Annotated in this window: 24 protein-coding genes and 1 tRNA gene; 16 read left to right on the plus strand and 9 right to left on the minus strand. The window is 54.8% G+C overall.

The window, feature by feature from the left end; translation table 11 throughout:
* Positions 1-602, plus strand: a 602-nt coding sequence (locus tag D5S03_RS12860; protein WP_287044318.1) for a methionine adenosyltransferase domain-containing protein, incomplete at its 5' end; no start/stop codon positions are given.
* 66 nt (positions 603-668) lie between these two features.
* Here the strand turns inward: D5S03_RS12860 and D5S03_RS12865 are convergent.
* The 4 genes from D5S03_RS12865 to D5S03_RS12880 form a co-directional block, all read right to left on the minus strand.
* A complete protein-coding gene (locus D5S03_RS12865; RefSeq protein ID WP_008870000.1) occupies positions 669-2,393 on the minus strand; it encodes a hypothetical protein in 1,725 nt (574 codons plus the stop codon).
* A gap of 1,245 nt (positions 2,394-3,638) precedes the next feature.
* Positions 3,639-3,971, minus strand: a complete 333-nt coding sequence (locus D5S03_RS12870) for an Lpp/OprI family alanine-zipper lipoprotein (protein WP_287044320.1) — start codon at positions 3,969-3,971, stop codon at positions 3,639-3,641.
* Entirely contained in the window at positions 3,953-4,810 is an 858-nt protein-coding gene (locus tag D5S03_RS12875) for a L,D-transpeptidase family protein (RefSeq protein WP_287044322.1), read from the minus strand. Before D5S03_RS12875 ends, D5S03_RS12870 begins: the two co-directional genes overlap by 19 nt.
* Before the next feature lie 473 nt (positions 4,811-5,283).
* On the minus strand, positions 5,284-5,931 hold the full coding sequence (locus D5S03_RS12880) for a diacylglycerol/polyprenol kinase family protein (RefSeq protein ID WP_287044323.1): 648 nt from the start codon (positions 5,929-5,931) through the stop codon (positions 5,284-5,286).
* 62 nt (positions 5,932-5,993) lie between these two features.
* On the opposite strand from D5S03_RS12880, the gene D5S03_RS12885 reads away from it, so the two are divergent.
* Positions 5,994-6,638: a class I SAM-dependent methyltransferase gene (locus tag D5S03_RS12885; protein WP_287044325.1), complete on the plus strand. Its 645-nt coding sequence runs from the start codon at positions 5,994-5,996 to the stop codon at positions 6,636-6,638.
* Here D5S03_RS12885 and D5S03_RS12890 read toward each other — a convergent pair.
* Positions 6,635-8,443, minus strand: a complete 1,809-nt coding sequence (locus D5S03_RS12890; RefSeq protein ID WP_287044327.1) for a glycerophosphodiester phosphodiesterase family protein — start codon at positions 8,441-8,443, stop codon at positions 6,635-6,637. The genes D5S03_RS12885 and D5S03_RS12890 overlap by 4 nt on opposite strands.
* 251 nt (positions 8,444-8,694) lie before the next feature.
* On the opposite strand from D5S03_RS12890, the gene D5S03_RS12895 reads away from it, so the two are divergent.
* A tRNA-Leu gene (locus D5S03_RS12895) sits at positions 8,695-8,781 on the plus strand.
* Between the two features lie 116 nt (positions 8,782-8,897).
* On the opposite strand, the gene sfsA is transcribed toward D5S03_RS12895, so the two are convergent.
* Positions 8,898-9,611, minus strand: coding sequence for a DNA/RNA nuclease SfsA (sfsA, locus tag D5S03_RS12900; protein ID WP_008869992.1), 714 nt, complete (start codon positions 9,609-9,611; stop codon positions 8,898-8,900).
* Between the two features lie 254 nt (positions 9,612-9,865).
* Here sfsA and D5S03_RS12905 point away from each other — a divergent pair, with 254 nt between their 5' ends.
* The 11 genes from D5S03_RS12905 to D5S03_RS12955 all read left to right on the plus strand — a co-directional run bounded on the left by D5S03_RS12905 (position 9,866) and on the right by D5S03_RS12955 (position 22,242).
* Positions 9,866-10,888 (plus strand): sigma-54 interaction domain-containing protein, encoded by a 1,023-nt coding sequence (locus D5S03_RS12905; protein ID WP_008869991.1) that lies wholly within the window; start codon positions 9,866-9,868, stop codon positions 10,886-10,888.
* Between the two features lie 275 nt (positions 10,889-11,163).
* The gene (locus D5S03_RS12910) at positions 11,164-13,788 is read left to right on the plus strand and encodes a tetratricopeptide repeat protein (protein ID WP_008869990.1); all 2,625 of its coding nucleotides are present in this window, start codon (positions 11,164-11,166) and stop codon (positions 13,786-13,788) included.
* 45 nt (positions 13,789-13,833) lie between these two features.
* A complete protein-coding gene (gene amrB / locus D5S03_RS12915) occupies positions 13,834-14,634 on the plus strand; it encodes an AmmeMemoRadiSam system protein B (RefSeq protein WP_287044330.1) in 801 nt (266 codons plus the stop codon).
* A gap of 404 nt (positions 14,635-15,038) precedes the next feature.
* Positions 15,039-15,317, plus strand: a complete 279-nt coding sequence (locus D5S03_RS12920) for an MrpF/PhaF family protein (protein WP_287044332.1) — start codon at positions 15,039-15,041, stop codon at positions 15,315-15,317.
* Positions 15,314-15,607, plus strand: a complete 294-nt coding sequence (locus D5S03_RS12925; RefSeq protein WP_287044334.1) for a cation:proton antiporter — start codon at positions 15,314-15,316, stop codon at positions 15,605-15,607. The genes D5S03_RS12920 and D5S03_RS12925 overlap by 4 nt, the downstream gene beginning before the upstream one ends.
* Positions 15,608-16,642 (plus strand): hydrogenase subunit MbhD domain-containing protein, encoded by a 1,035-nt coding sequence (locus D5S03_RS12930; protein WP_287044335.1) that lies wholly within the window; start codon positions 15,608-15,610, stop codon positions 16,640-16,642. It abuts the gene before it with no gap.
* Positions 16,643-16,699: 57 nt separating this feature from the next.
* Complete coding sequence (locus D5S03_RS12935; protein WP_287044336.1) at positions 16,700-17,023, plus strand: sodium:proton antiporter; 324 nt, start codon at positions 16,700-16,702, stop codon at positions 17,021-17,023.
* Positions 17,023-18,483 carry a complex I subunit 5 family protein gene (locus D5S03_RS12940; RefSeq protein WP_287044337.1) on the plus strand — a complete coding sequence of 487 codons (1,461 nt, stop codon included), beginning with the start codon at positions 17,023-17,025 and terminating at the stop codon, positions 18,481-18,483. Before D5S03_RS12935 ends, D5S03_RS12940 begins: the two co-directional genes overlap by 1 nt.
* Positions 18,480-19,979: a complex I subunit 5 family protein gene (locus D5S03_RS12945; protein WP_287044338.1), complete on the plus strand. Its 1,500-nt coding sequence runs from the start codon at positions 18,480-18,482 to the stop codon at positions 19,977-19,979. The genes D5S03_RS12940 and D5S03_RS12945 overlap by 4 nt, the downstream gene beginning before the upstream one ends.
* Positions 19,976-21,703 carry a complex I subunit 5 family protein gene (locus tag D5S03_RS12950; RefSeq protein WP_287044339.1) on the plus strand — a complete coding sequence of 576 codons (1,728 nt, stop codon included), beginning with the start codon at positions 19,976-19,978 and terminating at the stop codon, positions 21,701-21,703. Before D5S03_RS12945 ends, D5S03_RS12950 begins: the two co-directional genes overlap by 4 nt.
* Positions 21,703-22,242, plus strand: coding sequence for a Na+/H+ antiporter subunit E (locus D5S03_RS12955; protein ID WP_287044340.1), 540 nt, complete (start codon positions 21,703-21,705; stop codon positions 22,240-22,242). Before D5S03_RS12950 ends, D5S03_RS12955 begins: the two co-directional genes overlap by 1 nt.
* 15 nt (positions 22,243-22,257) lie before the next feature.
* On the opposite strand, the gene D5S03_RS12960 is transcribed toward D5S03_RS12955, so the two are convergent.
* Together D5S03_RS12960 and D5S03_RS12965 are read right to left on the minus strand one after the other, a co-directional pair.
* Positions 22,258-22,464 carry a hypothetical protein gene (locus tag D5S03_RS12960; protein ID WP_008869980.1) on the minus strand — a complete coding sequence of 69 codons (207 nt, stop codon included), beginning with the start codon at positions 22,462-22,464 and terminating at the stop codon, positions 22,258-22,260.
* A gap of 18 nt (positions 22,465-22,482) precedes the next feature.
* Positions 22,483-23,019 (minus strand): macro domain-containing protein, encoded by a 537-nt coding sequence (locus tag D5S03_RS12965; RefSeq protein WP_008869979.1) that lies wholly within the window; start codon positions 23,017-23,019, stop codon positions 22,483-22,485.
* A 466-nt stretch (positions 23,020-23,485) separates the two neighbouring features.
* Here D5S03_RS12965 and greA point away from each other — a divergent pair, with 466 nt between their 5' ends.
* Both greA and pabB read left to right on the plus strand, forming a co-directional pair.
* Entirely contained in the window at positions 23,486-23,983 is a 498-nt protein-coding gene (gene greA, locus D5S03_RS12970) for a transcription elongation factor GreA (RefSeq protein ID WP_008869978.1), read from the plus strand.
* A gap of 9 nt (positions 23,984-23,992) precedes the next feature.
* The gene (pabB, locus tag D5S03_RS12975; protein ID WP_287044341.1) at positions 23,993-25,777 is read left to right on the plus strand and encodes an aminodeoxychorismate synthase component I; all 1,785 of its coding nucleotides are present in this window, start codon (positions 23,993-23,995) and stop codon (positions 25,775-25,777) included.
* 198 nt (positions 25,778-25,975) lie between these two features.
* Here the strand turns inward: pabB and D5S03_RS12980 are convergent, their stop codons facing one another.
* Positions 25,976-26,068: a laccase domain-containing protein gene (locus D5S03_RS12980; protein ID WP_287044342.1), complete on the minus strand. Its 93-nt coding sequence runs from the start codon at positions 26,066-26,068 to the stop codon at positions 25,976-25,978.
* Positions 26,069-26,081 lie beyond the last annotated feature (13 nt).

Below are 26,081 nucleotides of genomic sequence, written 5' to 3' on the forward strand. Positions count from 1 at the left end.
TCTCAGCCCAGCATGACCCCAACATCGCCTACCAGGACCTGTCCGATGCCATCAAGAAGGAAGTGATTTTTCACACCCTGCCCCCGGAGCTTATGGATGAGAAGACCAAGATATACATCAATACCACCGGGCGCTTCGTGGTGGGAGGTCCCATGGGGGACTGCGGCCTTTGCGGACGCAAGATAATAAACGACACCTACGGCGGCATGGCCGCACACGGCGGGGGAGCTTTTTCGGGCAAGGATCCTTCCAAGGTGGACCGTTCCGGGGCCTACATGGCCCGCTACGTGGCCAAGAATGTGGTGGCCGCCGGCCTGGCCGAGCGCTGCCAGGTGCAGATAGCCTACTGCATCGGCCTGGCCGAGCCTGTCTCGGTACTGGCCACCTCCATGGGCACCGGGCAGGTGGATGACGAGACCCTGACAAAGGCGGTGCGCGAGGTATTCGACCTGCGCCCCTACTTCATCAGCAAGCGACTGGACCTTAAGCGTCCCATCTACCAGATGACCACCAACTATGGTCATTTCGGCCGGGAAAAGCCGGAATTCACCTGGGAAAAAATAGATGCGGCAGCGGATCTCAAAACCGCCTGCAAGTTGTAGAATTCACGTTCCCCCGGCACAGCCATGGCTGTGCCGGGGGATTTTTATTCATTTTGCGGATGAAAACTAATTGTAGGAAATCGGCTCGCGTTTGACCCTGCGGATGGTTTTGAGTTCATTGAGAAGAAAGTTCATGCGGAAGTATCTTTCCCTTACCTCCTGCCCATACTGGGTAAGACTGTTTTCCTCCCTGTTCACGTAATTGCGCAGCAGATAGCGGTCATTGGCTATCTTTTCCACTGTGGCTATGGCCCGGGTAATGATGTCCGGGAAATAGTTTCCCGTCTCGAATTTCAGTTCTTCCAGCACGCTGTTGCTGTGCTCCAGCATCTGCAGGTAATTGATTTTTTTGTCCTCATACCTTCTTTCAAGAATATCCTGCAGGATGCGTATTTTTCTGGCCTGCCTGATGTAGCTGTATTTCTGCCATACCTCCTGGTACAGGTCGTTCAGGGCCTGAAAATCCTCGAAAAGCTCAGGGTTCAGCAGATAGTTGTCCAGGACTTTGGTCACTCCGGCATAAAATTCGTCGGAATATCCGATGATCCTTCGCTGGTGCTTGCTGAGCCAGGCGTACAAAAACTTGAGCCTTTTTTCGTGAGTGTCGGTGTTTTCAATGATCTCGCGCTTGTATTTGATTCTGCCGGAAAACTCACCCTTGACTATATCGTTTAGTTTCAAGGTCATGAAAAAGGTGTCTTTTATGATATTCAGTTGAGAACAGACTTCACCGGTGCGGGGATGGATCACCTCCTGCCTGAGCACGGACAGGGCCCTTTCCTCCCGGATATTGTCCGGATCATACTGGTGCTGCTTGTACCTGACCCTCAAAATGACCGCCTTTTTCTCCTCGTCCAGAAAGTATCCGTTTTCCTTGAGAAATTTCAAGACATCCTTTTTTTTGGTTTCCACCCTGGCCAGGGCCACCTTTTCCAGGGCTGGATAGAATTTGCAGTCCCCTGTATTATAAAGAGTGGTAATGGTACGGTCGGTCTGACCCAGGGCCCGTATGAGAAACCTCTCACCCATCTTGAACAGCCGCCTGGAAAACAGGGCTGCCGAAGTCCTGCGTTCGGACACCACCGGGTAGCCGTAAAGCTCCATAAGAAACTGGTAGACAAAATTGCGGTTCAGTTCGTAACGCAGGTTGTCGTTGGGCTTGAACTTCTTGATCTGCAGACCGAAGCGTTTGAGTTCAGGGTCCAGGTAGGACGGGAAAGACGCATAGACCCCCGAAAGATAAAATTCGTTTCTGGTGTCCATGCTCATTACGTGCCCCCGGTCCATGTTCAGGATAAAATTCAGCACCCGGGGATAATTGTACAGTTCGGCAATATCAGTTCCGCCCAGTTCGTCCTTGAAGCGCTCCTGGATATTTTTGGGAAGACGGCTCTGAAATGTGGAGACATTGGTATGGCTGATGGTGTCCGGCACAGGACAGGCCTCGCCATGGGTGGTGATGATTTTTGCCCACCTGCTGTGCAGGATGTCGAACTGAAATATTTCGTTGAAGTATTCCAGGGGGCGGGCCAGGGCCACCAGGCTGAATCCCGGCAGGTCTTCATACTCGTAGAGGTCCGACTCGAAGGAGGGAAGAAGTTCCCTGGCTTCCACCAGGGGATAATTATCAGTTTTCAGGAAGGGCCGGATAAGGCACTGGCGGATATGTATCAGGTCCAGGTATTTTTTCAGACTAAGCAGGCTGTTCAGTCTGAACCTGGGCACAGGGATCTTCTGGTCGGACCAGTCGTAGGCATCGGCTTCAAGGAAGTAGTCGTACCATTTTTGCATCAATAAGTCCCTTTGCCCTGAGAGGCGCCTGGCCAGGCACTCAGCAGATCCGCCTGTAACCGTACTGAGATTTAATGGGCCAGTAAAATTAAAGAATTTGCTGCTTTATTCTCCAGCCCGGAAATGACCGGGAGGGTTTCATCGGGTCCATCCAGCGCCGTGCACTTGCTTGCGCTGGAAAACAAGCCCGGCCATTTAACCTGAATGGTTTAAGCCTATAATAAGCCCCGCCAGTGACCATGATTTACAAGTCTGTGCGCCGGGTTATGATGTCCAACCTGTCAGCAGCTGTAAAATATCCGTGCAGACAGGGTGTTCCAGGGGTTTTATGCTCCGGACGGTGATGTTTTTTGCAGTAAGACTTCAGGAAGAATCTCTGACAGGAACCCCCGGGATTTTCGCAGTATCTCCTGGAAGTATCCACGCATGTGTATGCATCGGGGACAGGTTCAGAAAAATTGAGCAGATTGGAGGATCTAAACGCTGATAATTTTTCAAAGGCATGAAACGTGGAAAGGTCTTCAAGGCTCGTCAGTTCCTCAAGGTTTCTTTCCAGGTATGTAACAACGTGGTTTTTCAGCCGTTTCCAGCGGTCAGAATCTTCAAACGGCACAAGCTCCGGCATCCCCTCCCATGATGCACCTGCAAAAAGTTGAAAAATGGGATTCGGCATTTTGACTTGACTTAATAACTCTTTGATTCTGCTGCCGTCTGTCCCGTGCATGGCTTGACCGGACCAGCTCCCGGCAGGCTTATCCCCCGCTGCAGCATCAAGTTTTTCCATTTCCTGAGGCCAGGACATTGTCCATGCACAAGCAAGACGGCAAGCCCCGGTTCATTTTAAGGGGGTGTAGCAGCAAGGCTTTCATAAGTAAAAGTGTTCTGTCCTGGATGCCCTGCCTTAAAAAAACGAAGTGTTCCATGGATGACCCGGGCTTGAAAATTATTTTGTCACCTACACTTTCAAACCATTTTTTTATTTTATAATTATGCTGTATGATTTACAATGTCAACATTAATTGTACTGCTTATTTCATGCTGCAGCATAACACTACAGCGAAACTTATAAAATTTTTCAACCTGTCTAAAGTCATAAGTTTCGCTGTAGTGATAATGTCTGTTTGTAAGCATGCTTACTCAACGGGCAGGAAATAACCCGGGCCGGGATTGTCAAATGTGAGGCAGGTTGAGAACATGGTCTCAGCAACCTGCCGGCACCCAGGAGATGCCGGCAGGTGTTCCGGTTTATTTTTGCAGCATCTTGTCAAAAATCCTCTCGGATTTTTCAGCTGCCTGTTCAGCCCTTTCCGCCGCGTCCTTTACTTCCTGGAGCATGGCATCAAGGTCCTTGCAGCACTCCTCGGCAATTCCAACAGCCTCTCCGGCTTTCACCTCTGCCTCATCAGCCTTGTTCCAGGCTTCGTCCGCCCGGGTGTGAGCCTCATCCGCCCTGGTTTCGGCCTGCTCGGCCTGTGTCCTGACTTCTTCCAGCTGACTCTTGGTTGCGCAACCGCCCATAAAGGTCAGACCAACGAGACAAAGCATACAAAAAAGCAGGATCAAAAATTTTCTGAACATATACAACCTCCTTTTATCTGTATTGTTGAAGAAAGCATTAAACACCATTCATCACCAGGAATAAAGCCCGGCATATCGCTGTTGGTAACAACTGCAGGCACCCCCTTTTTTTCCTCGAGCACCCGTCCCGCCTCGCTCAGATCCACCCAGGGGGCGAGTCCGCTGGCCTGAAGCAGATCCCAGACATGGGAATGCATATCCGCTATTTTGCCGTATACATCGGGGTGCACCTCCAGAAAGATATCACCTCCTCTAAGGCCCAACTTGACCGGTTCATAAATGATCTCCACCTTTGCCCCAGCCTCAACATCGTAAAAAAACTGCTGGATATGTTCCGGATACAATCGGATGCATCCCCGGCTGACCTTTCGTCCCACCCCCCAGGGAAAGTTGGTCCCGTGGATGCCCAGGCTGTCCCTGGAAAGTCCTATCCAGTACCCACCCAGGGGGTTGTCCGGTCCCGGCGGAACCACCACTCTGCTAAAGCCCTCCCTGGCAGAAGGCGGCACTGTCCAGGAGGGGTCTTCAACTCGTTTTTGTACCCTGGCATCCCCGGGCGGAGTCTCAAATCCATCCCGGCCTATGCCCACCGGGTAAGTTCTGACCATGTCGATATCCCTGTAAAACCGGTATAGGCGCATTTCTGGAAGGTTGATCACGATTTCCCCATGCCTGGTGGGAGGAAGAATCCATGTGGTGGGAATATCGATTTTCAGGCCTTCCTCCGGCACCCAGGGATCCAGTTCTGGATGCTTCAGGGAAATTTCATTATAACCCAGGCCGTATTTTCTGGCAATATCCAGCAGAGTTTCTCCCTGTTCTATTCTGTGAGACTGCATGAACCCTATTACAGGGGAAAGACTGGATTGCCCGCCGGATTGATCCAGCGGTCTGTATGGATACGCAGCGCCATACACACCATCCTGGTTAATATTAAAGCCTGACCCCGCTACAAGCAAGATCATCAGCCACAAGAAAATTTTCATTGCTGACGCCGTGCATATTAAATATTGCAGAAAATAAAACCCCAAAGTCATAGAAAGCTCTGTGAAAAATTCAGCTTTGAAATAATTATAACCTTAATGAGCTTTCAAATGCAAGCTTGAACAGGAGAAGTTTCCTGGTTAAAATTTCGGCGGATGTATCTTTTTTGCTTTGGTTGTTGGCATGGGAAGTTGATCTCCGTGCATTTATTTTTTAACATGTCAATCATCCTTGAGAAAAATAAGTACAGGGATGCCTGATACCCTGCTTTACTTAAAAGCGCTGAACAGATACCGGCGGACCAGGTGATTACAGAGCGGGGTGTTGTTTACAAATGCTGTACAGCCAGCATTGTCAGGGCCGCAACCAGGGGGACCCGCAGGTTGTCGTCCAGGGGAAGTGGTGCGGCTTCAGCAATGCAGGCGGCCATGGAAGAAGCTGCGCCATGCCAGAAGTATATTCCCGGAAACACCAGTGAGATGAGCAAGGCGGTCGCCAGAAAGGCCAGGGATCCTTCCAGGGTCTTGGGGCTTTTGCCCAGGCGGATGCGGCCCATACGGCGTCCGGCCAGGGCGGCGGCAGCGTCTCCCAGCATGAATATGGTAAAGGCGAATGCCGCCACCTGTACGGGGAAAAAGAGGACCAGGAGAAAGGCCGAGAGCATGGCCCAGGTTGCACCGTTGACAACCACCCTGCCCTGCGGCAGTTCTTTTTCCCTGGGGCGCATAAGAGAGCCGAAAAAATTCACAATCCAGTGATTCAAGGGGGCTTTGTCGGCCCTGATTATATCAAGTACAATACCCAGAAAAGCAAGGCCTCCGAATATCACTATAGAAGGCGGCTTGCCCAGCAGGAGCATGGCGGCCGGAATGACAAGTGCCAGAACATGCAGGGACTTGCGCATCAGTTCGCGCCTTAAGGGTAGAAATCCTGAGTCATGCCGGCCGTGCATGTCGTGTTTTTGTGGGTCAGGCATATGTGTATATTTTCCTGGTAGCAATTTCAGGTACTGGTCACAGAAACGGGGAGCAAAGTCAAATGGGTACTCATTGCCGGGTCTGCCTTGGAAAAGAACTGGACTTTTTTTATCGGCAGGAAGATCTTGTATACTGGAGCTGTTCCAGGTGTCAGGCGGTCCTGCTTGATGAAAAAAAGCTGCCGGATGCGCACGAGGAATTAAAGCGCTACCAGGAGCACAACAATTACCCGGTCGATGCCGGTTACAGGAATTTTTTGAACAGGCTGGCAAGTCCCCTGCTGCAGAAGCTTCCCGGCCGGAGCCTTGGTCTGGACTACGGGTGCGGGCCCGGACCGGCCCTGTCCGTGATACTCAAAAAAGCCGGGCACCGCGTGGAGCTTTACGACCCATTTTTTTACCCGGACAAAATAGTCCTGGAGCAGAAATACGGCTTTATCACCTGCAGCGAGGTGGTCGAGCATTTTCACCGCCCTTATGAGGAATTTGTCCGCCTGGATAAAATGCTCTGCCCCGGCGGATGGCTGGGGATCATGACCTGTTTTTTTCTGCCCGGACATGATTTCGGGCAGTGGCATTACCGCCGGGACCCCACCCATGTGGTCTTTTACCAGCCGCAGACATTTCACCTCCTGGCCGGGATGTTCGGCTGGAGCTGCGAGATACCTGTCCCCAACGTGGTCCTGATGCAAAAAAACCGGTTTTAGTCCCTGAGCCAGTGGCGCAGCTTCACCAGAAGAAGTTCGGCATTGGACAGTTCTGCCCGCTCCCGGAGCAGTTCGGCCAGGACCTCTGGTCGGTCGGTAATGATATTGTCCACGCCCATGTCTATGAACCTGGACATCTCCCGCCTGTCGTTCACTGTCCAGACGTGCAGTTCATGGCCGTGCCGGTGGGCCCTCTGGATATCCTCCACCGTGGTAATGGCCGCGCGCAGACCCAGGGCGTCCAGGAGGCTGCGATCCGGCTCGCCAATGGCTGTATGTACAAAAAGGGAAGTTCTAAGCTCAGGCTCGAGATTTCTGGCTTCTTTCAGGACCTCGGGATCCATTGCCCCCAGAAGGACCTGGTCTACGTAGTCCTTTTCCTGCAAAAGCTCCACCACGATACGGGTCAGATCCGGGGTGTGCCGGCTGGGCTTTATTTCCAGGTAGATTCTGGCCCGGTCCCCCACTACCTCGATGACTTCCTCCAGGGTGGGGATGCCCACCCCTGCAAACCTGGGATGAAACCAGGAGCCGGCGTCCAGGCGCTGTACTTCTTTGAGGTCCAGCTCCCAGATAGGGACCGGTTTGCCCGCCACCCGGCGTAAATCACGGTCGTGCAGAAGTACGGGCACTTTGTCAGCAGTAAGGCGGACATCAATTTCCACATAATCCGCACCGTCCACAATTGCCCTTTCAATGGCCGGGATGGTGTTTTCCGGGGCCAGCATGGAGCTGCCCCTGTGGGCGCTTATGTAGACGTGGTCCTGGAAATCGAAAAAAGAGTGCACTATGAAGCCGGCCTGGACCAGTGCAAATACCAGGAGGACGAGTTCAGCGCTCCAGGCCAGTATTCTGCTTCGTCTCGGAGCAAAGGCGCTTTCCCGGAAAGGTTCAAAACCGGTTGTATCTTTGTAGACGTTGAATACGAGCAGGCTGTTGGCCGCTGTGCCGGCAAAACTGAGCATTACGGCCAGGACGATGTAAAAGCTGATGAAAAAGAGTACTGCAGGCACCAGAACAGTGAAATTTTCCGGCAGAAGCCCCAGGAAGAGCCCGCCCAGAGTATCAAAAAGGACAGCTATAATGCCTGGCAGGGTCAAAATCAAAAGGGCCAGGCCAAGCACAAGAACCGCCACAGGTTTGATCCAGCCCCTGGCCAGTCCGGAGCTTCGCCGCAAGGCATTCCAGGGGCCGGATCCTTCCAGCAGAACTATTGGCAGGGCCATGAACCAGCGAAGATAAAGAATGCCGTTGCAGACAAGCATGCCAAGGGCTACTGGAGTACATACAGCGCAATATATCCAGAAAATGGGCGGCTTCTGGGAGATAAGGAAGTACGGGTCATAGTCCCCCAGCAAAATGAGCCAGGCCAGGCCCATGACGATTATGAATGGGGCCGCAATGAGCAGGTGTGCCGCCACCTGGATGAGTGCCAGGGCCAATAGTGAGGGCAGATTGCGCCCCACCCGGACAAGGGCCGAGGATGCCAGGCGGTAGCGACCGCTGCAGGACCTGGAGGAGATGTAGATCATCCCGGCATGGTGTATGAAGATTATAAGCACTGTCAGAGTGCCCCCGGCCAGCACCCAGGCCAGTCCTGCAGGGGACAGGAAAAAATCCAGCATCTCCTGGTGGCTGATCATGGGGTGGCCGGTGGTTGTCAGGACTTTGGTAGTGATCCAGGCCGAGGCGGGTGCCAGCAGCATGACAGCCAGAATGCTGAAAAAAATGTGATATATAAAAAGGGGCCGGAAGCAGCGCCCAAGGTCTGATATGATGTTCGAGGCCTGTTTTTTTATCTGCAAGCGGGACAGCTCCTTTATGCTTTAATTTGCTTCCATCCGGAAAGTCTTTCTTTCCGGATGTTGAAGCTGTTTGTTTTCTTTAGGGAAAAGAACCGGTTCCGGATGAAAACTAATCCGGCCTGTCTGCATGGTGAAATCTTTTAAAACGGCAGTCAAGATGCGGCCGGCCCTGCTTTTTACTTCTTTTGAAAAATTCCATGAAAAAGGGGGTTGTCAAAGGAGGGGGAATAAATTATATTTCAAAAAGACATGCCGAGGTGGTGGAATTGGTAGACACGCTAGGTTCAGGGTCTAGTGGGGAACACCCCGTGGGAGTTCGAGTCTCCCCCTCGGCACCATCCTTATAATAATCAAGGCTTCGATTCTTATGGATCGAAGCTTTTTTTGTGCCCTTTTCCTGTCCTGCTGGTTTCAAAGCGAAAGCTGCTTAGAACCAAATCAGTAAAAAATCACATCAAAATTTCAGAGGCAATGGCCTGTAGAGGGTGATTCCCTCCGGGTCGATTATTGTATCGTAGGCCAGGACCATAAGGCCCTGCCGGACTGCCTGTCTAAAAACATCCGCAAACTCCGGGTCGATAAAGTCGGCCGGGCCGAAGCAACGGCAATCGGGCCTTTGCACTAAGTAAAAACAGGCTGTCTGATAACCCGCCTCAGCCATGAGCATAAGCTCCTGCATGTGCTTTGATGCTCTCTTGCTCACCGCATCCGGAAAATATGCCTTTTCTTCCTCCATGAGAGTCACATTCTTGGCTTCAATCCACAGTCGCCCACCGGTTCCGTGCAGGACTGCATCCAGACGGCTGTCCCCGATCACGGCTTCGGAGCGGAAATGTTCAAAGCCCTTGAGTTCAGGGATCAGGCTGTTCTGCCAGGCCAGCCTGAGCATACGGTTGGGAGTGTGTGTATTGACCCCCACCCAGAATTGGCCAGTGTGCACCATTTCCAGCGTGTAGGGCAGCTTGCGGGCCGGATTTGCTGCAGGGGAGAGCAGGATATCCCGGCCCGGCCGCAAAAGGCCCATCATGGAACCGGAGTTGTTGGTGTGTGCGGCAACAGCAGCGCCGTTTATAAGTCCATGGACGGTGAAGCGTTTTTCCCTGGATTGAAAAACCGCCTGCACACAACTCGTGTCAAGAAAAACGGTATTATGCTTACTTCTCTGCATGGAACTGCTCATCTTTGCGGTCTGGATTTCCTGGCTGAACTGACGCCTTTGGTAGCCAGGATACGGCGTACAGGAAACAAAAAAGCATCCAGACGTTGGATTCAAGCCGGCCGGACTGCCTGTGCCGACCGCGTTTATCCATTGTAGGCAGGAAGCTCTAAAAAATACAGTTTTTTAATTTCCATGCCAATATGTATTGACTTTCCGTCATAGTTTTGACAGTACAGGGTAAAAATAGAATCGCGAGGGTTGCCATGAGCGTTGATACTTCAGATATTATCGGGAAGAGCAGGGTGTTGAGGGATGTGTTTAATATGCTGGCCAAGGTTGCGCCTACTGAGACAACGGTTCTGGTTGCCGGGGAGTCGGGCACAGGCAAGGAGTTATTGGTACGCGCCCTGCACAGGAATAGTCAGCGCCGGGATAAACCCATGGTTCCGGTTAATTGCGGGGCTATTCCCAAGGAGCTTCTGGAGTCCGAGCTTTTCGGGCATGAAAAGGGGGCATTCACGCATGCCGTGCGCTCAAGGGCGGGACGTTTTGAAATGGCAGAAGGCGGGACTCTTTTCCTGGACGAAATAGGCGAACTGGATATGAGCCTGCAGGTCAAGATATTGCGTTTTCTGCAGGAAAAGGAGTTTGAAAGGGTAGGCGGTTCCAAAAGCATCAAGGCTGACGTTCGTGTGATAGCCGCCACCAACAGGAATCTGGAGGAAGAGGTAAAATCCGGGTGTTTTCGAGAGGACCTGTTCTACCGTTTGAACGTGATTCCCATAGAACTGCCTCCCCTGCGCAGGCGGGGCGACGATGTCCTGCTTCTGGCTGAACACTTTCTGGACAAATACAGCCGCGGAAGCAAGCCCCTGGGCATTTCCTCCGGGGCAAGGGATCTGCTGCTCAACTATCCCTGGCCGGGCAATGTGCGGGAACTGGAAAATTTCATGGAGCGCATGAGTATTCTGTGTGACAACAATGAAATAAAGCCTGCAGATCTGCCGGAGAAAGTGCTCCAGGCCGGGGGAATAGAACCGGAGTTCAGGCCGGACCAAGGGGATGGTTTTAAGTGGCCCAGCCTGAAAGATATGCAGGAAAGCGGTCTGGATCTCAAGGATTTTCTGGAGAATATCGAGGACAGGCTGCTTCTGGAGGCCCTGGAAAATTCTGAATGGGTGAAGAACCAGGCTGCCGAGGTCCTGGGCATCAAGAGGACCACTCTGATTGAAAAACTTAAAAAAAAGGATCTTGCGCCAGGATCGTCCACCCAGATAGATAAATGATAATGCCTGGCTTTATGATGGTTAATCTTTTGAGGCGGGAGAGACGATTAGGAATTATGAAGTTGATGTTTATCACTACAGCGAAACCTGTGATTAACCTCCGGGGACAGTCCCGTATCTGCCTGGGGTCAATTTCCTGAAATTACTGGAACTTGCCTGGCAACCAAGCAGATGCGGAACTGTCCCCGGTTGAGGCACAATATTATATTTTATAAGCTTTGCTGTAGGGTTGTTCTGTAAATTTTTTATCAGGGTCTGGTTGCAGCGGCCACCATATGAAGTTTAAATATCTGACAGCTATCCTCCTGTTTCTGGTCCAGCTTTGCCTTATGCACGGCCTGGCCGGGGCCATGGAATATTATTGGGGCAGTCATCCGGACCACGAGAGGATTGTCTTCGAGTTCCAGGAGGAGATGCCCGACTACAGTGCCTTCAGAAGCGCCAGGGAGAGGATAGATGTTGTACTGCCGGAGGATATCCGGCAACACATCCGGATTCCTGAGGAAGTGGATTTCTCCGCAGCGGACCTTATCCAGAATGTGCAGTTTCTTGATCACCGGATCCAGATCTACACCGGTTCTGCAGAATTTGGTTTCATTTCATTTACCATACCCGAAGAAAATAAGATAGTCCTGGACATCTTTGAAGACCGCCTTGGAGATAAATGGGAAGCTCCTGTGGAGTTTCCCGAACTGGCTGATGAAGCCCGCCGACAGCCCGAGGAGCCGGAAGAACCACCTGCCCCTGAAGAGGATGCACTGGATGATCCCGGTCTTGAGCCGGAACCGGGACACCGTATGAGACAGCAGGTGCAGAGGGTGGGTCCGGAAGAAGCGGGTCTTGTCCTTCACGAGGCCGATGCAGACAGGGTGGAAGCCCCGCAGGAGACTGAAGAACTGTTTGATCCCCCGGAGGTGCCGGACAGGGAGCCGGATGACCCCGGGGTGACCCCTGCGGAACTGCAGGAGGAGCCGCCTCCTGCTGAAATGGACAGGTACGAGGAAATGATTGCGGCCGGCCAGATGGCCATGTCCGGGGCCGAGTACGCCATTGCAGCGGATATCTTTGAGGAACTCAAAAATGATCCCCAACTGCCGGAAGAACATACCGAAGAAGTACTCTACTCATACGCCCAGGCGAATTTCCAGGAGCACAGCCATGATATTCCGGGCAACTTCCAGGATGTCTTAAGGCCCTTTGAACGGGCTGTAAGCGCCAATCCCGGCTCTGACAGGCTGCCGGAAGCCCTTTTGAATATGGGCTATATCCATCTGCAGGTGGGTAATGAGCCCGAAGCCAGAGGATACTTTGATCTTTTGAGGGACAGGTTTCCGGAGCATGAGGCTGTACCGGCCACCCATTACTACATGGGCGAGCATTACAAGGACCGGGAACGATACGAGGAAGCAGCCGACGAGTTCGAAGAGGTTGTGCAGGAATACCCCCAGGATGACCTGGTCAAGCCCGCGGCGGTGGCCCTGACCAGGGTGCTCAATGAGCTGAACCTTGATGAGCAGGCCGGGGATATGCTGGAGTATATCGACAACCGCTGGCCGAGATATCACCTGGATGACCCGGACTTCCTGGTCCTTGCCGGCAATATCCTCTACCGCAATGAAGATTACCAGGACGCCAGGGAAAAATTCATGCACTACATCAACCTGCTTCCGGACGGAGACCAGGTGGACGTTTCCATGGCCAGGGTGGGAGACATTCTTTATCAGCAGGGGCATGAGGATTCGGCCCGGGAGATGTATGAACAGACTGCAAGGCAATATTCTGATGATGAAGGGGGGTTGATAGCCCAGATGCGCCTTGCAGACAGATTCGGGGACGAGACCATCAGGCCCAGGCTTTTATATGAGCGTATCAGCGAAGAGTTTCCGGACAGTCCTCTTGCTCCAGTGGCCCTTTTGCGCCTGGCTGACTGGAATCTGGACAACGGGTTATATGATGAGGCCATGGATAATGTGGAAGATTTTTATGACAGGTATTCTCACCGGGAGATGTGGCCAAGGGCCCTGCAGACCGGGGTGGACGCCTTTGAGAGCCTGGTGGCGGAAAATTTTCCAGATCAGGAATACGACGACATAATTGATGCCTGGGAGAGGCATGATTATTTGAATGAAAATAAGGATATGCTGGATCGCGAGGCCCTTCTGGCCCTGGCCTCGGCTTACTGGGACATGGAAAATATGCAGGAGTCCCTGCGCCTGGCTGAACCTTTTCTGGACATGGACAAAATAGATGAGCACAATATAGCTGCCCTGTCTTTGATGTTGACCATTGCTCTGGATACCAGGGACTGGGAACGTATACTGGACCTGGCGGACCAGGTGGAAGGCTGGGACCTGCCGGAAAACAAGGAGCTGCAGCTCAAGTATGCAACCGCCCTGGCCAAGCAGAACCAGGGCCTGGAAGACGAAGCCCGGCCTCTGTGGAGAGAGCTTGCCGTGGAAACTGATCTGCCGGACAGGCAAAGGGCCTTTGCCCTGTTTTTCATGGCCGAACATTCCATTCAGAGGGAGGAGTATGAAAACGCGTATGTATTTGCCCAGGAATCCCTTGCCCTTTTCCGGGATCAGGATGATCCTGATGTGTCCAGGATCAGGTCCAACCTGGAGTTTCTCATGGACGCCACAGCATACACAGGCAGGCACAGGGAGGCCCTGGGCTGGGCCCTGGAGTTCGAGGACTATATAGAAGAGGATGATCCGGACTGGCCTGCGTATCGTTACCGCCTGGCGAACCTGTATCGCCTCAATGGAGAGCACCAGCGCTGGGAGAGGATTTTACAGGAACTGGCAGAGGACTATCCCCAGGATCTGCACGGACGCATGGCTGAACTGGACTTAAACGCCCAGAGACTGGACAGGGAAGTGGACCGCTTCAGGCAGTAATAAGTGAGTGTTAAATTGATGAAAAGAAATTAGATGGAGGTGTTTATGGACAGAGAACCGGTTGTTGCAGGACAGTTTTATCCAGGTTCGGCAGCAGCCCTGGATGAAAAGTTGAGCAGGTACTTGCAGGGAGAACAGGCCAGCGCCAGAACCCTGCTGGCCATGGTACCCCATGCCGGGTATCCCTTTTCCGGGCCCGTGGCTGGCAAGGTGCTGGCCCGCTCCAATCTGGCCTCAAGGATCATTCTTCTTGGACCCAACCACACCGGACAGGGACAGAGAATAGCGGTCTGGGGAGATGGAAGCTGGAGGCTTCCGGGTGGTGAGGTCATGGTAGACGAGGATACAGCTTCGGTCATAGGCAAGCTGCCTGGTTACTCTTTTGATTACCAGGCCCACCTGAGGGAGCATTCCCTGGAAGTGGTCCTGCCTTTTCTGGCCAGGGCTGTTCCAGGATGTAAAATAGTCCCCATATCCGTAGCTGAGCCGGATCTCCAGGTGCTGATGCGGGCCGGCGAGGACCTGGCCCGGACCATCAGGGACCTGGCCCTGGATGTTTCCCTGGTGGTAAGTACGGACATGAGCCACTTTGTACCCCAGGAACAAGCCAGGAGGCTGGATCACATGGCCATTGAAAGAATCCTGGACCTGGATCCTCAGGGACTGCACCAGGTGGTAAAGCAGAACGGGATTTCCATGTGCGGAGTCATGCCCACGACCCTGGGGCTGGCCTGCGTCAGGGAAATGGGGGCCAGGAGCACTGAATTCATTGACTATGCCACATCAGGAGACGCAATAGGGGATTATTCCCAGGTGGTGGGGTATGCCGGCGTGGTTGTGAGTTAGGCCCTCAGCACAAATTTTGGAACAACATGCTGGCAACCAGATTTCTCACACCCTGCCTCTCACCCCTTTAGCGTGCTGTATAGCCAGGGTTAACCGGGCCTGCTTCCGTCTGCCGCCAGTCATTGCCGGTCCCGGGCAGGGCCGGCCTGTACTCCTTAAATCCGTTCAGGAAAGACTTCAGAACATCTTCTGCGTACACCTGTCTCCGGCAACATCCAGCCCCGTGTTGACTATCCCTGAAAACCTGTACTAAAGAACCAGAGTAGACCACTGTCCAGTCCAAGTCCAAAGGCAGGGGCATGCTCCTGAAAAAGTGTGCTCCCGTCGTGCGTTGTACTGCTGTCAATATTTTTGTATAACCCAGTGCTTTGACCTGTCAAAACATGCCGGCTGGAGGGAGCCTGATGCAGATATTTTACCTGGCCCTGGCCTCTTTTCTTATCTTGAACATACTGGCTGGACTGTGGAGGGTCATTCAGGGCCCGACACCGGCTGACCGCATGGTATCGGCGCAGCTCTTCGGCACCACCGGGGTGGCCATACTGCTGGTCCTGGCCCAGGCCCTTGAAGCACCTTATATCCGCAATGCAGCCCTGCTTTTTGCCCTGCTCATGATCATGGCCGTTTTATCCTTTGTGCGCAAAACAGCCCCGCAGCAAAGCCAGGCAGGAAATGAAAAATGATATTCGACATTTTAAGCATTATCCTGTGCCTGGCCGGGGCCTTTTTTTTCCTGGGGGGGACCGTGGGGCTCCTGCGCTTTCCGGACAATTACAGCCGCCTGCATGCCCTGACCAAGGCCGACAATCTGGGCCTTGGCTTTATAGTTCTGGGACTGGTTTTCGCAAGCGCAACCCTGCCTGAGATTATCAAGCTGGGGCTCATCTGGCTGCTGGCCCTGGTGGGCAGTTCCAGTGCCTGTTACTTCATCGGCAATTATATTTATCACACGCCCTCGCAGGAGGAGGAGTAATTGGCTCTGTTTCTGGACGTTCTGGTGGCCTTCGCCCTGGTGGCCACCGCCTGGAGGATAATGCGCTCTCCGGGCCACTTCCAGGCAGTGGTGCTCTTTATCACCTTCGGGCTTCTTTTGTCCCTGGCCTGGGCCAGGCTGAATTCTCCGGACATCGCCCTGGCCGAGGCCGCCGTGGGTGCGGGTCTGGCCGGGGTGCTGCTTTTAGATACCCTGCGGGCCGTGGCCCAGCCGGGCAAAGTCAAAACCGGGGCGCATTTTTCCTGGCTGCTTTTGCCCTGCCTGCTTCTGGCCGGTCTTCTTTCCCTGTCCATCATACACATTGAGCCTGACTCCCAGGGGCTGATCCGGGCGGTGGAGGCAGGCATGCAGGCCACCAGCCTGGAATACCCGGTCACGGCTGTACTTCTGGATTTCAGGGGCTACGATACCTGGCTGGAACTGGGGGTATTGCTGGCAGCGGTCATGGGGCTTCTGTGCGTACGCCGTAAAGAAAGTATCCGCTCCCCCCTGCTGCCTGCCCCGGCCGAACCGGTGGGGCGCTGGCTCATAAGTATCCTCTTGCCTCTTATCCTCCTGGTGGGAGGTTTTCTCCTCTGGCTGGGGGCTTTTGCCCCGGGAGGGGCATTTCAGGCCGGAGTTGTCTGGGCTGCGGGCGGAGTGCTTCTCTGGCAGGCCGGGCACCCATCCCTGGGAGCTTTGCCGGTAAGCCTGTGGCGCATAAGCGCGGTGCTGGGCTTTGCCCTTTTCTGGCTTCTGGCGGCAGCGGCCCTGTTTCGAAATGAACCAATGCTCACCCACCCCCAGGCCAAGGCCTGGATCCTGGCTGTAGAATATGCTGCAGCCCTGTCCATTGCGGTATGTCTGACCAGCCTGACTATTGGTGGACAGAAGTCAGGGGACAAGGGTCAGGGGGCAGGAGTCAGGGGACAGGGGACAGGAGGCAGGAGGCAGGAGGCAGGAGGCAGGGGGCAGGAGTCAGGAGTCAGGGGGCAGGAGTCAGGAGTCAGGGGGCAGAGATCAGAAGTCAGATAACAAATAACAAATAACCAATAACTGATAACCGATAACATAGTACAAGCGGATAAAGTCATGCATGGTTTCTACATATACGCAGTAACGGCAATGCTTCTGTTCTGCCTGGGGCTGTGGGGGCTTGCTTCTCACAAAAACCTTTTGCGCAAGATCGTGGCCTTAAACGTCATGGCCGGGGGCGTGTTTCTTTTATTCATAAGCATTGCCAATCCGGACCAGTCCGGCCAAGTGGACCCCGTGCCCCAGGCCATGGTTTTAACCGGTATCGTGGTGGCCATCAGCCTCACCGCCTTTGCCCTCTTCCTTACCCGGCGTATTCATGAAAAAACCGGGCATGCCGAGCTGGACACCTCCTGCAGCATAGAGGATGAGGACGGGTAATGGAAAGCCTGCTGGTCCTGGTGCCCCTGGCCGCAGCCATGGGCTCTTTCCTGGCTCCGGGCCGGGGTATCGCTTCCTGGGGATTTCTCACATCCCTTGTTATTCCCGCCCTGGCCACAGGCCTTGCCCTGGACGTCTACCACCACGGGGCCAGGCGTATTTCCCTGGGGAGCTGGGCGGAACCCCTGGGTATCCACCTGCATATGGACGGACTGAGCGTGATTTTTCTGCTCATGACCGCCCTTGTAGGAGCCCTTGTCAGTATTTACAGCGCCTTTTTCTTTGACAGGCAAAGCGCCCGCCACTTCTGGCCCTTATGGCTTCTCATGTGGGCCGGGCTCAACAGTCTGTTCATGGTCTCTGACGTCTTCAACGCCTATGTGGTGCTGGAGCTGGTCACCATCTGCGCCGCAGCTCTGGCCGTGCTCTCGGGTAAGACAGAATCTTTGCAGGCGGGCCTGCGCTATCTCCTGGTGGCCATGGCCGGCTCCCTGGCTTTTCTCATGGGAGTAGGCTTTTTGTACGCCGAGACCGGCATGCTGGACATGTTCATGCAGTCCGGTGGTCTGCAGGGCGGACCTGTTACAGCAGCAGCCTTCGGGCTCATGACTGCGGGGCTTATCATGAAATCAGCCCTGCTGCCCTTTCACTTCTGGCTGCCCCCGGCCCACGGCGAGGCTCCTGCTCCTGTCAGCGCTCTTCTCTCAGCCCTGGTCATCAAGGGTTCTTTCTTTCTTCTCCTGCGCCTGTGGGTGGGAGTTTTTGAACCAGTCGGGCTCACATATCACGGGGCCTACGTTCTGGGCTGCCTGGGCGTGCTGGCGGTACTCTGGGGCTCCTATCAGGCCCTGATTCAGGCCAGGCTCAAGCTCATCATCGCCTATTCCAGCGTGGCCCAGGTGGGCTATCTTTTTCTCATGTTCCCCCTTCTGTGCACAGTGCCCGAGGCCCCCTGGGCTGAAAAGGCCTGGGCCGGAGGCACTTATCAGGCCATCTCCCACGGCCTGGCCAAGGCCGCCCTTTTCCTGGCTGCGGGCAACCTGATTCTGTCCACAGGCACCGACAGAATCCATTACATGAAGAATATCGCCTCGCGCCTGCCCATGACCACCTTTACCCTGGGTCTGGCCGGAATAAGCCTCATGGGCCTGCCTCCAAGCGGGGGCTTCGTGGCCAAGTGGATGTTCATGCAGGCCATCCTGGAGAGCGGGCAGTGGTGGTGGGCGGTTGCCCCGGTCCTGGGGGGGCTGCTCACCGCCGGGTATGTCTTCAGGATTCTTGGGCATGCCTTTCTGCTGGCGGAAAAAGAGGCGCGCATGCTTCCTGTGCCCTTTGTCCTGGAAAAAATTCCTCTGATTCTGGCCCTATGCTCCATCCTCATAGGTTTCCGGGCCGAGGAAGTCATTTTTATGCTGCAGGAGCACATGCTCTGGACGGTTGAGCTGGAGGGTGGGCCATGAACCTGAACGTCTGGCTGCCCCTGCTGGTCCTGGCCAGCTCTTTGTTTGCCGGGCTTATAATCTTCATGCTTGATGAAAGCCGCAGCAGGCTGCGCACAGCCCTGAACCTCTTTGCCGCGGCCTTCAAGGTGGTGGCGGTGCACTACATGGCCTACAGGCTGCTGGTGCATGGGGAAGTGCATGAGGTGGGATTCAGCATGGGGCTTGGCTTTGAGTTCCTGCTCAAGGTGGATTTTCTGTCCCTCATGTTTCTGGCCCTGTCCAGCAACCTGTGGCTGGTGACCACCCTGTACGCGGTGGGCTACCTGGAGGGCTCGCCCAACCGCAGCCGTTTTTTTGGTTTTTTCAGCCTGTGCGTCACCGCCAGTACCGGCATCGCCATGGCCGGCAACCTGATCACCTTCTTTATCTTTTATGAATTTCTGACCCTGACCACCTATCCCCTGGTGGTGCACCGCGAAACCAGGCAGGCCCTGGAAGCCGGGCGCAACTACCTGTGGTACACCATCGGCGGCGGTTCAGTATTGTTTGTGGGTATTGTCTGGCTGCATGTCCTGGCCGGACCCTTCGATTTCACCGACACCGGGGTGATTGCAGCCCTGGACCCGGCCAATTACAGCACCCTGATAATAATATTCGCCCTGCTCATCGCCGGGCTGGGAGTCAAGGCGGCTCTGGTGCCTCTGCACGGCTGGCTTCCGGTGGCCATGATAGCCCCGGCCCCGGTTTCGGCTTTGCTGCACGCTGTAGCCGTGGTCAAGGCCGGAGCCTTCGGCATAGTCCGGGTGGTATTTGACGTGTATGACAGGGAGTTTGCAGCAGGCCTGGGACTTCTGGAGCCCCTGGCCTTAGTGGCGGCAGTGACCATAATTTTCGGGTCGGTACGGGCCCTGATGCAGACGGATCTCAAGAAGCGACTGGCTTATTCAACCGTGAGCCAGGTATCCTACATTACTCTCGGGGTGGCCATCCTGGCTCCCTTTTCCACTGTGGCGGCCATCGTGCACCTGGTACACCAGGGCATCATGAAGATCACCCTGTTCTTCTGCGCCGGCAACATCGCCGAGACCCTGGGACTGCACAGCATCAAAGACCTGGGCGGGGTGGGCCGGCGTATGCCGGTTACCGCCATCTGTTTTACTGTTGCGGCCTTCGGCATGATTGGAGTGCCTCCAGTGGCCGGGTTCGTGAGCAAATGGTACCTGGGACTCGGGGGCATGGACGCCGGCCGGGAGTGGGTGGTGGGGATCATGGTCCTTAGCAGCATGCTCAATGCGGCCTATTTTCTGCCGGTTGTCAAAACCATCTGGTTCAAGACTCCGCAGAAAAAATGGAAGATACAGCGCGTAAGCCGTTTTGAAGCCCCCCTGACCCTGCTGCTGCCCGCCCTGGCAACAGCCTCCATGTCGCTGTTGGCCGGACTCTGGGCCGGGTGGACCTGGAGTCCCCTGGGTATTGCAAAACAGATAGCCACTGGAATGGGGGCCCTGCCATGATATGGGTTCTGGCTGTTTTTTTCCCCCTGCTTCTGGCGGGCCTGTGCCTGATCTCAAAAGTTCAGGACAAATACTGGGTCCGGCTTGCAGTCCTGGGACCTCTTCCGGCTCTGGGTCTGGCTGTTTTTGGATCCGATACGGCCCCTCTGGATATGCCCAGTTTTTTACTCGGCATGCATCTGGGTTTCGGGGAATACGGCAGGTATTTCCTGCTTCTCATGGCCATGGTCTGGACCGGGGCAGGCTTTTTTTCCGCCTGCAGCATGCACAATGACCCCGACCGGCGCTCCTATACCATCTTGTTTCTGCTGGCCATGTGCGGCACACTGGGTCTGGCAGTGGCCAAGGACGTAGTCACCTTTTACGCTTTCTTCTCGCTTATGACCTTTACCGCCTACAGCCTGGTCATCCACAACGACACCCCCTCAGCCTGGAAGGCCGGGCATGTATACATGGTCACTGCTGTGCTGGGGGAGGGGATGCTTACCGCCGGGCTGATGATTTCGGTGCACGTAGCCGACAGCGTCATGTTTATGGATATTTCCCGGGCCGCTGCAGAGCTCTCCCCGGCTCATCCCATGTTTTTTCTGCTGTTTGCAGGCTTCGGCATCAAAGCCGGGATCCTGGGCCTGCACTACTGGCTGCCCCTGGCTCATCCGGCCGCTCCCACCCCGGCCAGCGCAGTACTGAGCGGAGCCATGATCAAGGCCGGACTTCTGGGCTGGCTTTACTTTTTTCCGGTGGAGTCAGCCTCCATGCCCTCCTGGGGAGCATTTTTCATGTGCCTGGGACTTCTGGGGGCTTTTTTCGGAGTTCTGGCCGGACTTCTGGAAAAGGACCCCAAAACCGTCCTGGCCTATTCCAGCATCAGCCAGATGGGACTCATGGCCTTTCTCCTGGGGCTGGCCCTTTTTGATGCCGCACTGGCAAAAACGGCCCTGCCAGGAATCCTGATGTTTGTCATGCACCACGGACTGGCCAAGGCAGCCCTGTTCATCGGGGTGGGAGCCACCAAATACGCCAGGGGGCAGGGGGCCGGCACTTTTCTTCTGCTGGCGGCCCTGGCCCTGCCGGCACTGGCCCTGGCCGGAGCTCCGCTTACCTCCGGGATACAGGTCAAGTACCTCATGAAGGACCTGGCTTCCATGGGCCCCATGTACTCTGTTACAGGGCTTCTTCTGCCCCTTTCCTCCCTGGGCACAACCCTGCTCATGGCGCATTTTCTCTACCGGATTTTTCAGGCCATGAAACCTGCAAACAAGGCGTACCCCCGGGATCAGGCCCTGGTCTGGCTGGTCATGGTGGCTGCAAGCGCCGGCCTGCCCTTTATATCAGTGCATACATTCGAAATGCTCCCGGCGGCCTGGCAGGCGGATACGGGTTTTATCTGGGGGGGACTGTGGCCGGTAATGCTTGGTGTGCTTATTTATCCGGCAATCAAATTCTGGGTCCCCTTGCAGGCCGCCTTGCATTCCTGGCCGGACATCGTGGAATTAACAGAAAGAATCTGGCGTCTTTCTTATGCCGGATGGCGCAGCAGCCCGCTTTGCGACCCCACCTGCGGACAGATAAATTTTGTATACATGCTGGACAGATATATTTACGGCCGCAAAAGCATGGAAACCCCCTGCAGCATTGAATTCAGGCTCAGGCAGTGGCCTGTGGCCGGATTTTTATTTGTAGTTCTGACCCTGCTTCTCGCAGGCCTGGGGATGATGATCTGATGAAAGAAAGGCGGGATACAAGGACCGGGAGCGGATCGAAGAATCAGGTACAAAGGCGTCCCCGGCAGGGCTTCCTTGCCGGGGCACGGTGCTTTGCCTTTCGCCTGGTCCTTTTCGGGGTTGTCTGGTGGGGCCTGGCCGGAGGCAGTTTGCAGGACTGGCCTCTGGGGCTGTTCTTCGTCCTTGCAGCGGCGGTGAGCAGCATGTTCCTTGTGCCCGGGCAGAACCTCCGGCTGCCGGGTCTTCCGGGTTTTATCCCTTTCTTTTTGCACCTGTCCCTGCTGGGGGGTCTTGATGTCACCTCCAGGGCCTTCAGGCCGTCAATGCCCCTTAAGACCGGCATAATCATGCACAGGGTCCAGCTTGAACATCCCACTGCCAGGGTGCTTTTTGTCTGGGTGGTCAGCCTGCTTCCCGGTACCGCCTCGGTGCAGCTTGTGGACCAGAGCCTGCGCATTCATGTCCTGGATGCTGCACAGCCCCACCAGGACAGGCTGAAGGACCTGGAAAAAAGAATCCAGGCCCTGTTCAGGACTTGACCCCGGCTGAAAAAATCAGCCCAGCCAGGGATCGTCATCATCCACCCCGGCAGCCCCGGCCCGGCCTTTTTCCCGCTCTTTGGCCAGATCCAGGGCCGACTGAGTGGTATTGATTGATTTTTGAATCCTGTTGCGCAATTCCGGGTCTGCGGACTGCTGCTCTCTCAGGGCAGCGTAAAGGTTGTCCATGGCCTTTTGTAGGTATGTTTTTTCCTGTGGCATTTAAGTCCTCACTGGGTTTTACGTGCTTTCGATGCTGCTCAGGGCCTGTTCAAACACCTGCTTCTGTTCCTGGCTGAAAAGGACGAACCTGATCTTTTTTACCTGGCGCAGTCCAGTGGCCGCGTCAGCAATTGTTTTTAATGCCACCTGCGCCGCCTTGTCCAGGGGAAAACCAAAGGCCCCCGAAGAAATGGCCGGAAAGGCTATGGAGTCCACATGGTGCTCTTCAGCCAGGCTCAAGGCTCTTTTGTAGCACCTGGCCAGTAGTTCGTCCTCGGGCCGGTCCACACCGTAAACAGGCCCCAGGCAATGAATAACGTACCTGTTGGGCAGGTTGTGTCCCCCGGTAAGCACCGCCTCTCCAGGCCTTATGGGCGCCAGGGGGCGGCATTCTTCTTCCAGTCCGGGACCGGCCTTCTGGTGCAGGGCCCCGGCCACGCCTCCGCCGGGCCTCAGCTGCGAGTTTGCCGCATTTACCACTGCGGTTATGTCTTCCTGGGAGGCTATGTCGCCCTGGACGCATTCCACCCTGACCCTGGAAATTACCTTGTGCATATCCCGGCACCTCCTGTTTTCCGGTTTACATGCTCTGCCGACCTGCATTCCCGGACAGCTGGAGCACAAATCATTATGGTTAATTCTTACGTCTATATTAACAATAATCCCCGGATTTTCCAAACCAAAAAACCGGCCTGAAAACTTCTGGCGGAGGCTTGACCAGACCCTGAGGATGACCTATGATGCATAAATCAGATTGTTTGCCATGTACGGGAAACCACCGGACAAAAAGTCCGGCAGGATATTAAGGATATTAATCTTTAGATAATCCCGCACACGCTTTCTCAAGTCTTGCTGAATCACTCTCTGGTCAAGGTTCTGGCCTCAGTTGCCTGTACCGGCCTGAGATGTGGGTTCAGCCCTTTACCCCTGCATGCCCGGGATCAGACGCAAAGGTAAAGGCTTGATTAAAACGTGTGCGGGATTAAGTTGTTTCTAACCCAAAACACGAGAGAATTCAGGTATGAGCGACAGCATCCCCATTTCAGAGGAAGGTTTTGCAAGACTTAAACAAGAACTGGAAAAACTCCAGGCCGAACGCCCCGAGGTGATCCAGGCCATCAAGGAAGCCCGCGAGGAAGGCGATCTCAAGGAAAACGCCGGCTACGACGCGGCCAGGGAACGCCAAGGCCTTCTGGAGGCCAAGATTGCCCAGATAACTTCACGTATGCCCATGTTCAACATCATCGACCTGGACACCATGGATGGCAACAAGGTATGCTATGGGGCCACAGTGGAAATAGAAAACGTGGACACCGGCGAAGTTAAAAAATATACTCTGCTCGGCCCTGATGAGACCGATTTTGTTCCAGATTCTCTGTCCGTTTTTTCTCCCCTGGCCCGGGCCCTCATGGGCAGAGAGGTGGGCGATGAAACAGTGGTAAACGCCCCCAAAGGCAAGATCGAGTACGAAATCCTGGATATCAAGTTTTACGGCTCCTCCATCTTCAAAGATGGCTAAGGCAGGATCATGGATCCTGGATCCGCACTTTCGCAACCTGAATCTTCAGGCATAAAGACCCCCCGGGCCTTAGTCCGACAGGCCCGCTCAGGAAAACTGCTTTCATTTGACGGCCTTGAGGGCATAATCAAGGCTCATACTGCCGAAGAGGTCCTGCCCGCACTGCAGCAGGTGGAACAGCAGGTTGAAGGCCACAGCCTTTTCGCTGCCGGGTTTGTCTCCTACGAGGCCTCTTTGGCCTTTGATCCTTATTTAAAAGTCCGCCCGGACGATTCAGGTTTTCCCCTTCTGTGGTTCGGACTTTTTTCCGGTATGCAGGAAACAGAACTGCCCCGCCCGGACTCCCGGGTTTCTCTGGAGGGCCTGAACTGGTCGCCCTCCATTACCCCCGGGGAATACTCCAGTTCCCTGGACCGCATCCGGGAATACATCCGTGCAGGAGATACCTATCAGGTCAATTTTACCTACAGGTTAAGAGCTGAATGCTCCCTTGATCCCCTGGACATCTTCTGCACCATCTACCGCTCTCAGGATCCTCCATACGCAGCCTTCATTGATACCGGAGAGTTCGCCCTGTGCAGCTTTTCCCCGGAGATGTTTTTCACCCTCAAGGGACAGACCCTGAGGTCCAGGCCCATGAAAGGCACCGCTGCCAGGGGCCTGGACAACATCCAGGACCGGCATGCGGCCCGGGAGCTTGAAAAATCGGAAAAAGACAGAGCCGAAAACGTCATGATAGTGGACATGGTCCGAAACGACATGGGCCGCATAGCCCATCCGGGAAGCGTGCATGTTCCGCAGCTGTTTTCCGTGGAAAAGTATTTCGATGTCTGGCAGATGACTTCTCTGGTAGAGAGTTCTACATCCGCTCCCCTGGACGCGATTTTTTCATCTCTTTTCCCACCTGCCTCCATTACCGGAGCCCCCAAGATCAGAACCACGGAAATCATCGCTGAACTGGAAACCGCACCCAGGCGCATCTACACCGGGGCCATGGGCTATGTAGCTCCGGGCAGGCAGGCCCAGTTCAACGTGGCCATCCGCACCCTCCTTCTGGACCAGACAAAAAGCCTGGCCGAATACGGCATCGGCGGAGGCATAGTCTGGGACTCCAGAACGGACATGGAAATGAACGAGTCCAGGGTCAAGGCCAGGGTCCTGGCCACTCCAGGCCCTGGCTTCGATCTTTTGGAAAGCATTTTGTGGCAGCCTTCAAAAGGCTTTCCCTATTTGAGCATGCACCTCGAGCGCCTGCAGGAATCTGCTGAATACTTTGACTTTCCCCTGGACCTGCAGCGAGTGCACAGTGAGTTGCAGGATCTGGGTGCTGCCCTGCCCCAGGAGCCGCACAAAATACGCCTGCTGGTATCCAGGAAGGGTGCGGTGAAGGTGCAGGCAGTGAAGCTTGATACGCAGAATCCCGGTTTTTCCCGTCTGCCCCTGGCCGCCTCAGCGGTGGATCCAGACAACAGGTTCTTATACCACAAAACCACCAACAGGGAAGTGTACAATCAGGCCCTGGCTGCCAGGCCCGGCTGCCGGGACGTGCTTCTATACAATCATCGCGGCCAGGCTACCGAATCCACCATTGCCAACCTGGCAGTAGAAAAAAACGGGGAACTGCTCACCCCCCCGGTAAGCTGCGGCCTGCTGCCCGGAGTGTACCGTTCTCTTATGCTGGAGCAGGGCGTCATCCGCGAAAGTGTGCTGAGCATCCAGGACGTACTGGACAGCCCAAGGGTCTTTCTCATGAACAGTGTCCGCGGCATGCACCAGGTGGACATTATTTCCTGACACCAAAAAAAGTTGCGCCCGGGCCGGATTATCAGTATTGATCCCGGCTCGGGGGATATAAATATTTATCTCTTCCTCCTGCCTTGCTCCGTGGCTCTAAGTCCGCTTCCCTCCGGGGCGTAGGCCCTATGGGCCGGAGGCGGCCCGGGCGTGAGAAATTTCTTCCAGGATGAATTGCTTGTCACTTCCTGTTTAAACTCAGGCAAAAATATTTATTATACTGGCCTGCCTTCCGCCTTTTTTTTCCCGTCGATAGGAGAAAAAGAGCTCTTCCCGGCACATGGTGCACATATCCAGGGAAAAA

The organism is Desulfonatronospira sp. MSAO_Bac3, assembly GCF_003838035.1.
GTDB classification, from domain to species: Bacteria; Desulfobacterota; Desulfovibrionia; order Desulfovibrionales; family Desulfonatronovibrionaceae; genus Desulfonatronospira; species Desulfonatronospira thiodismutans.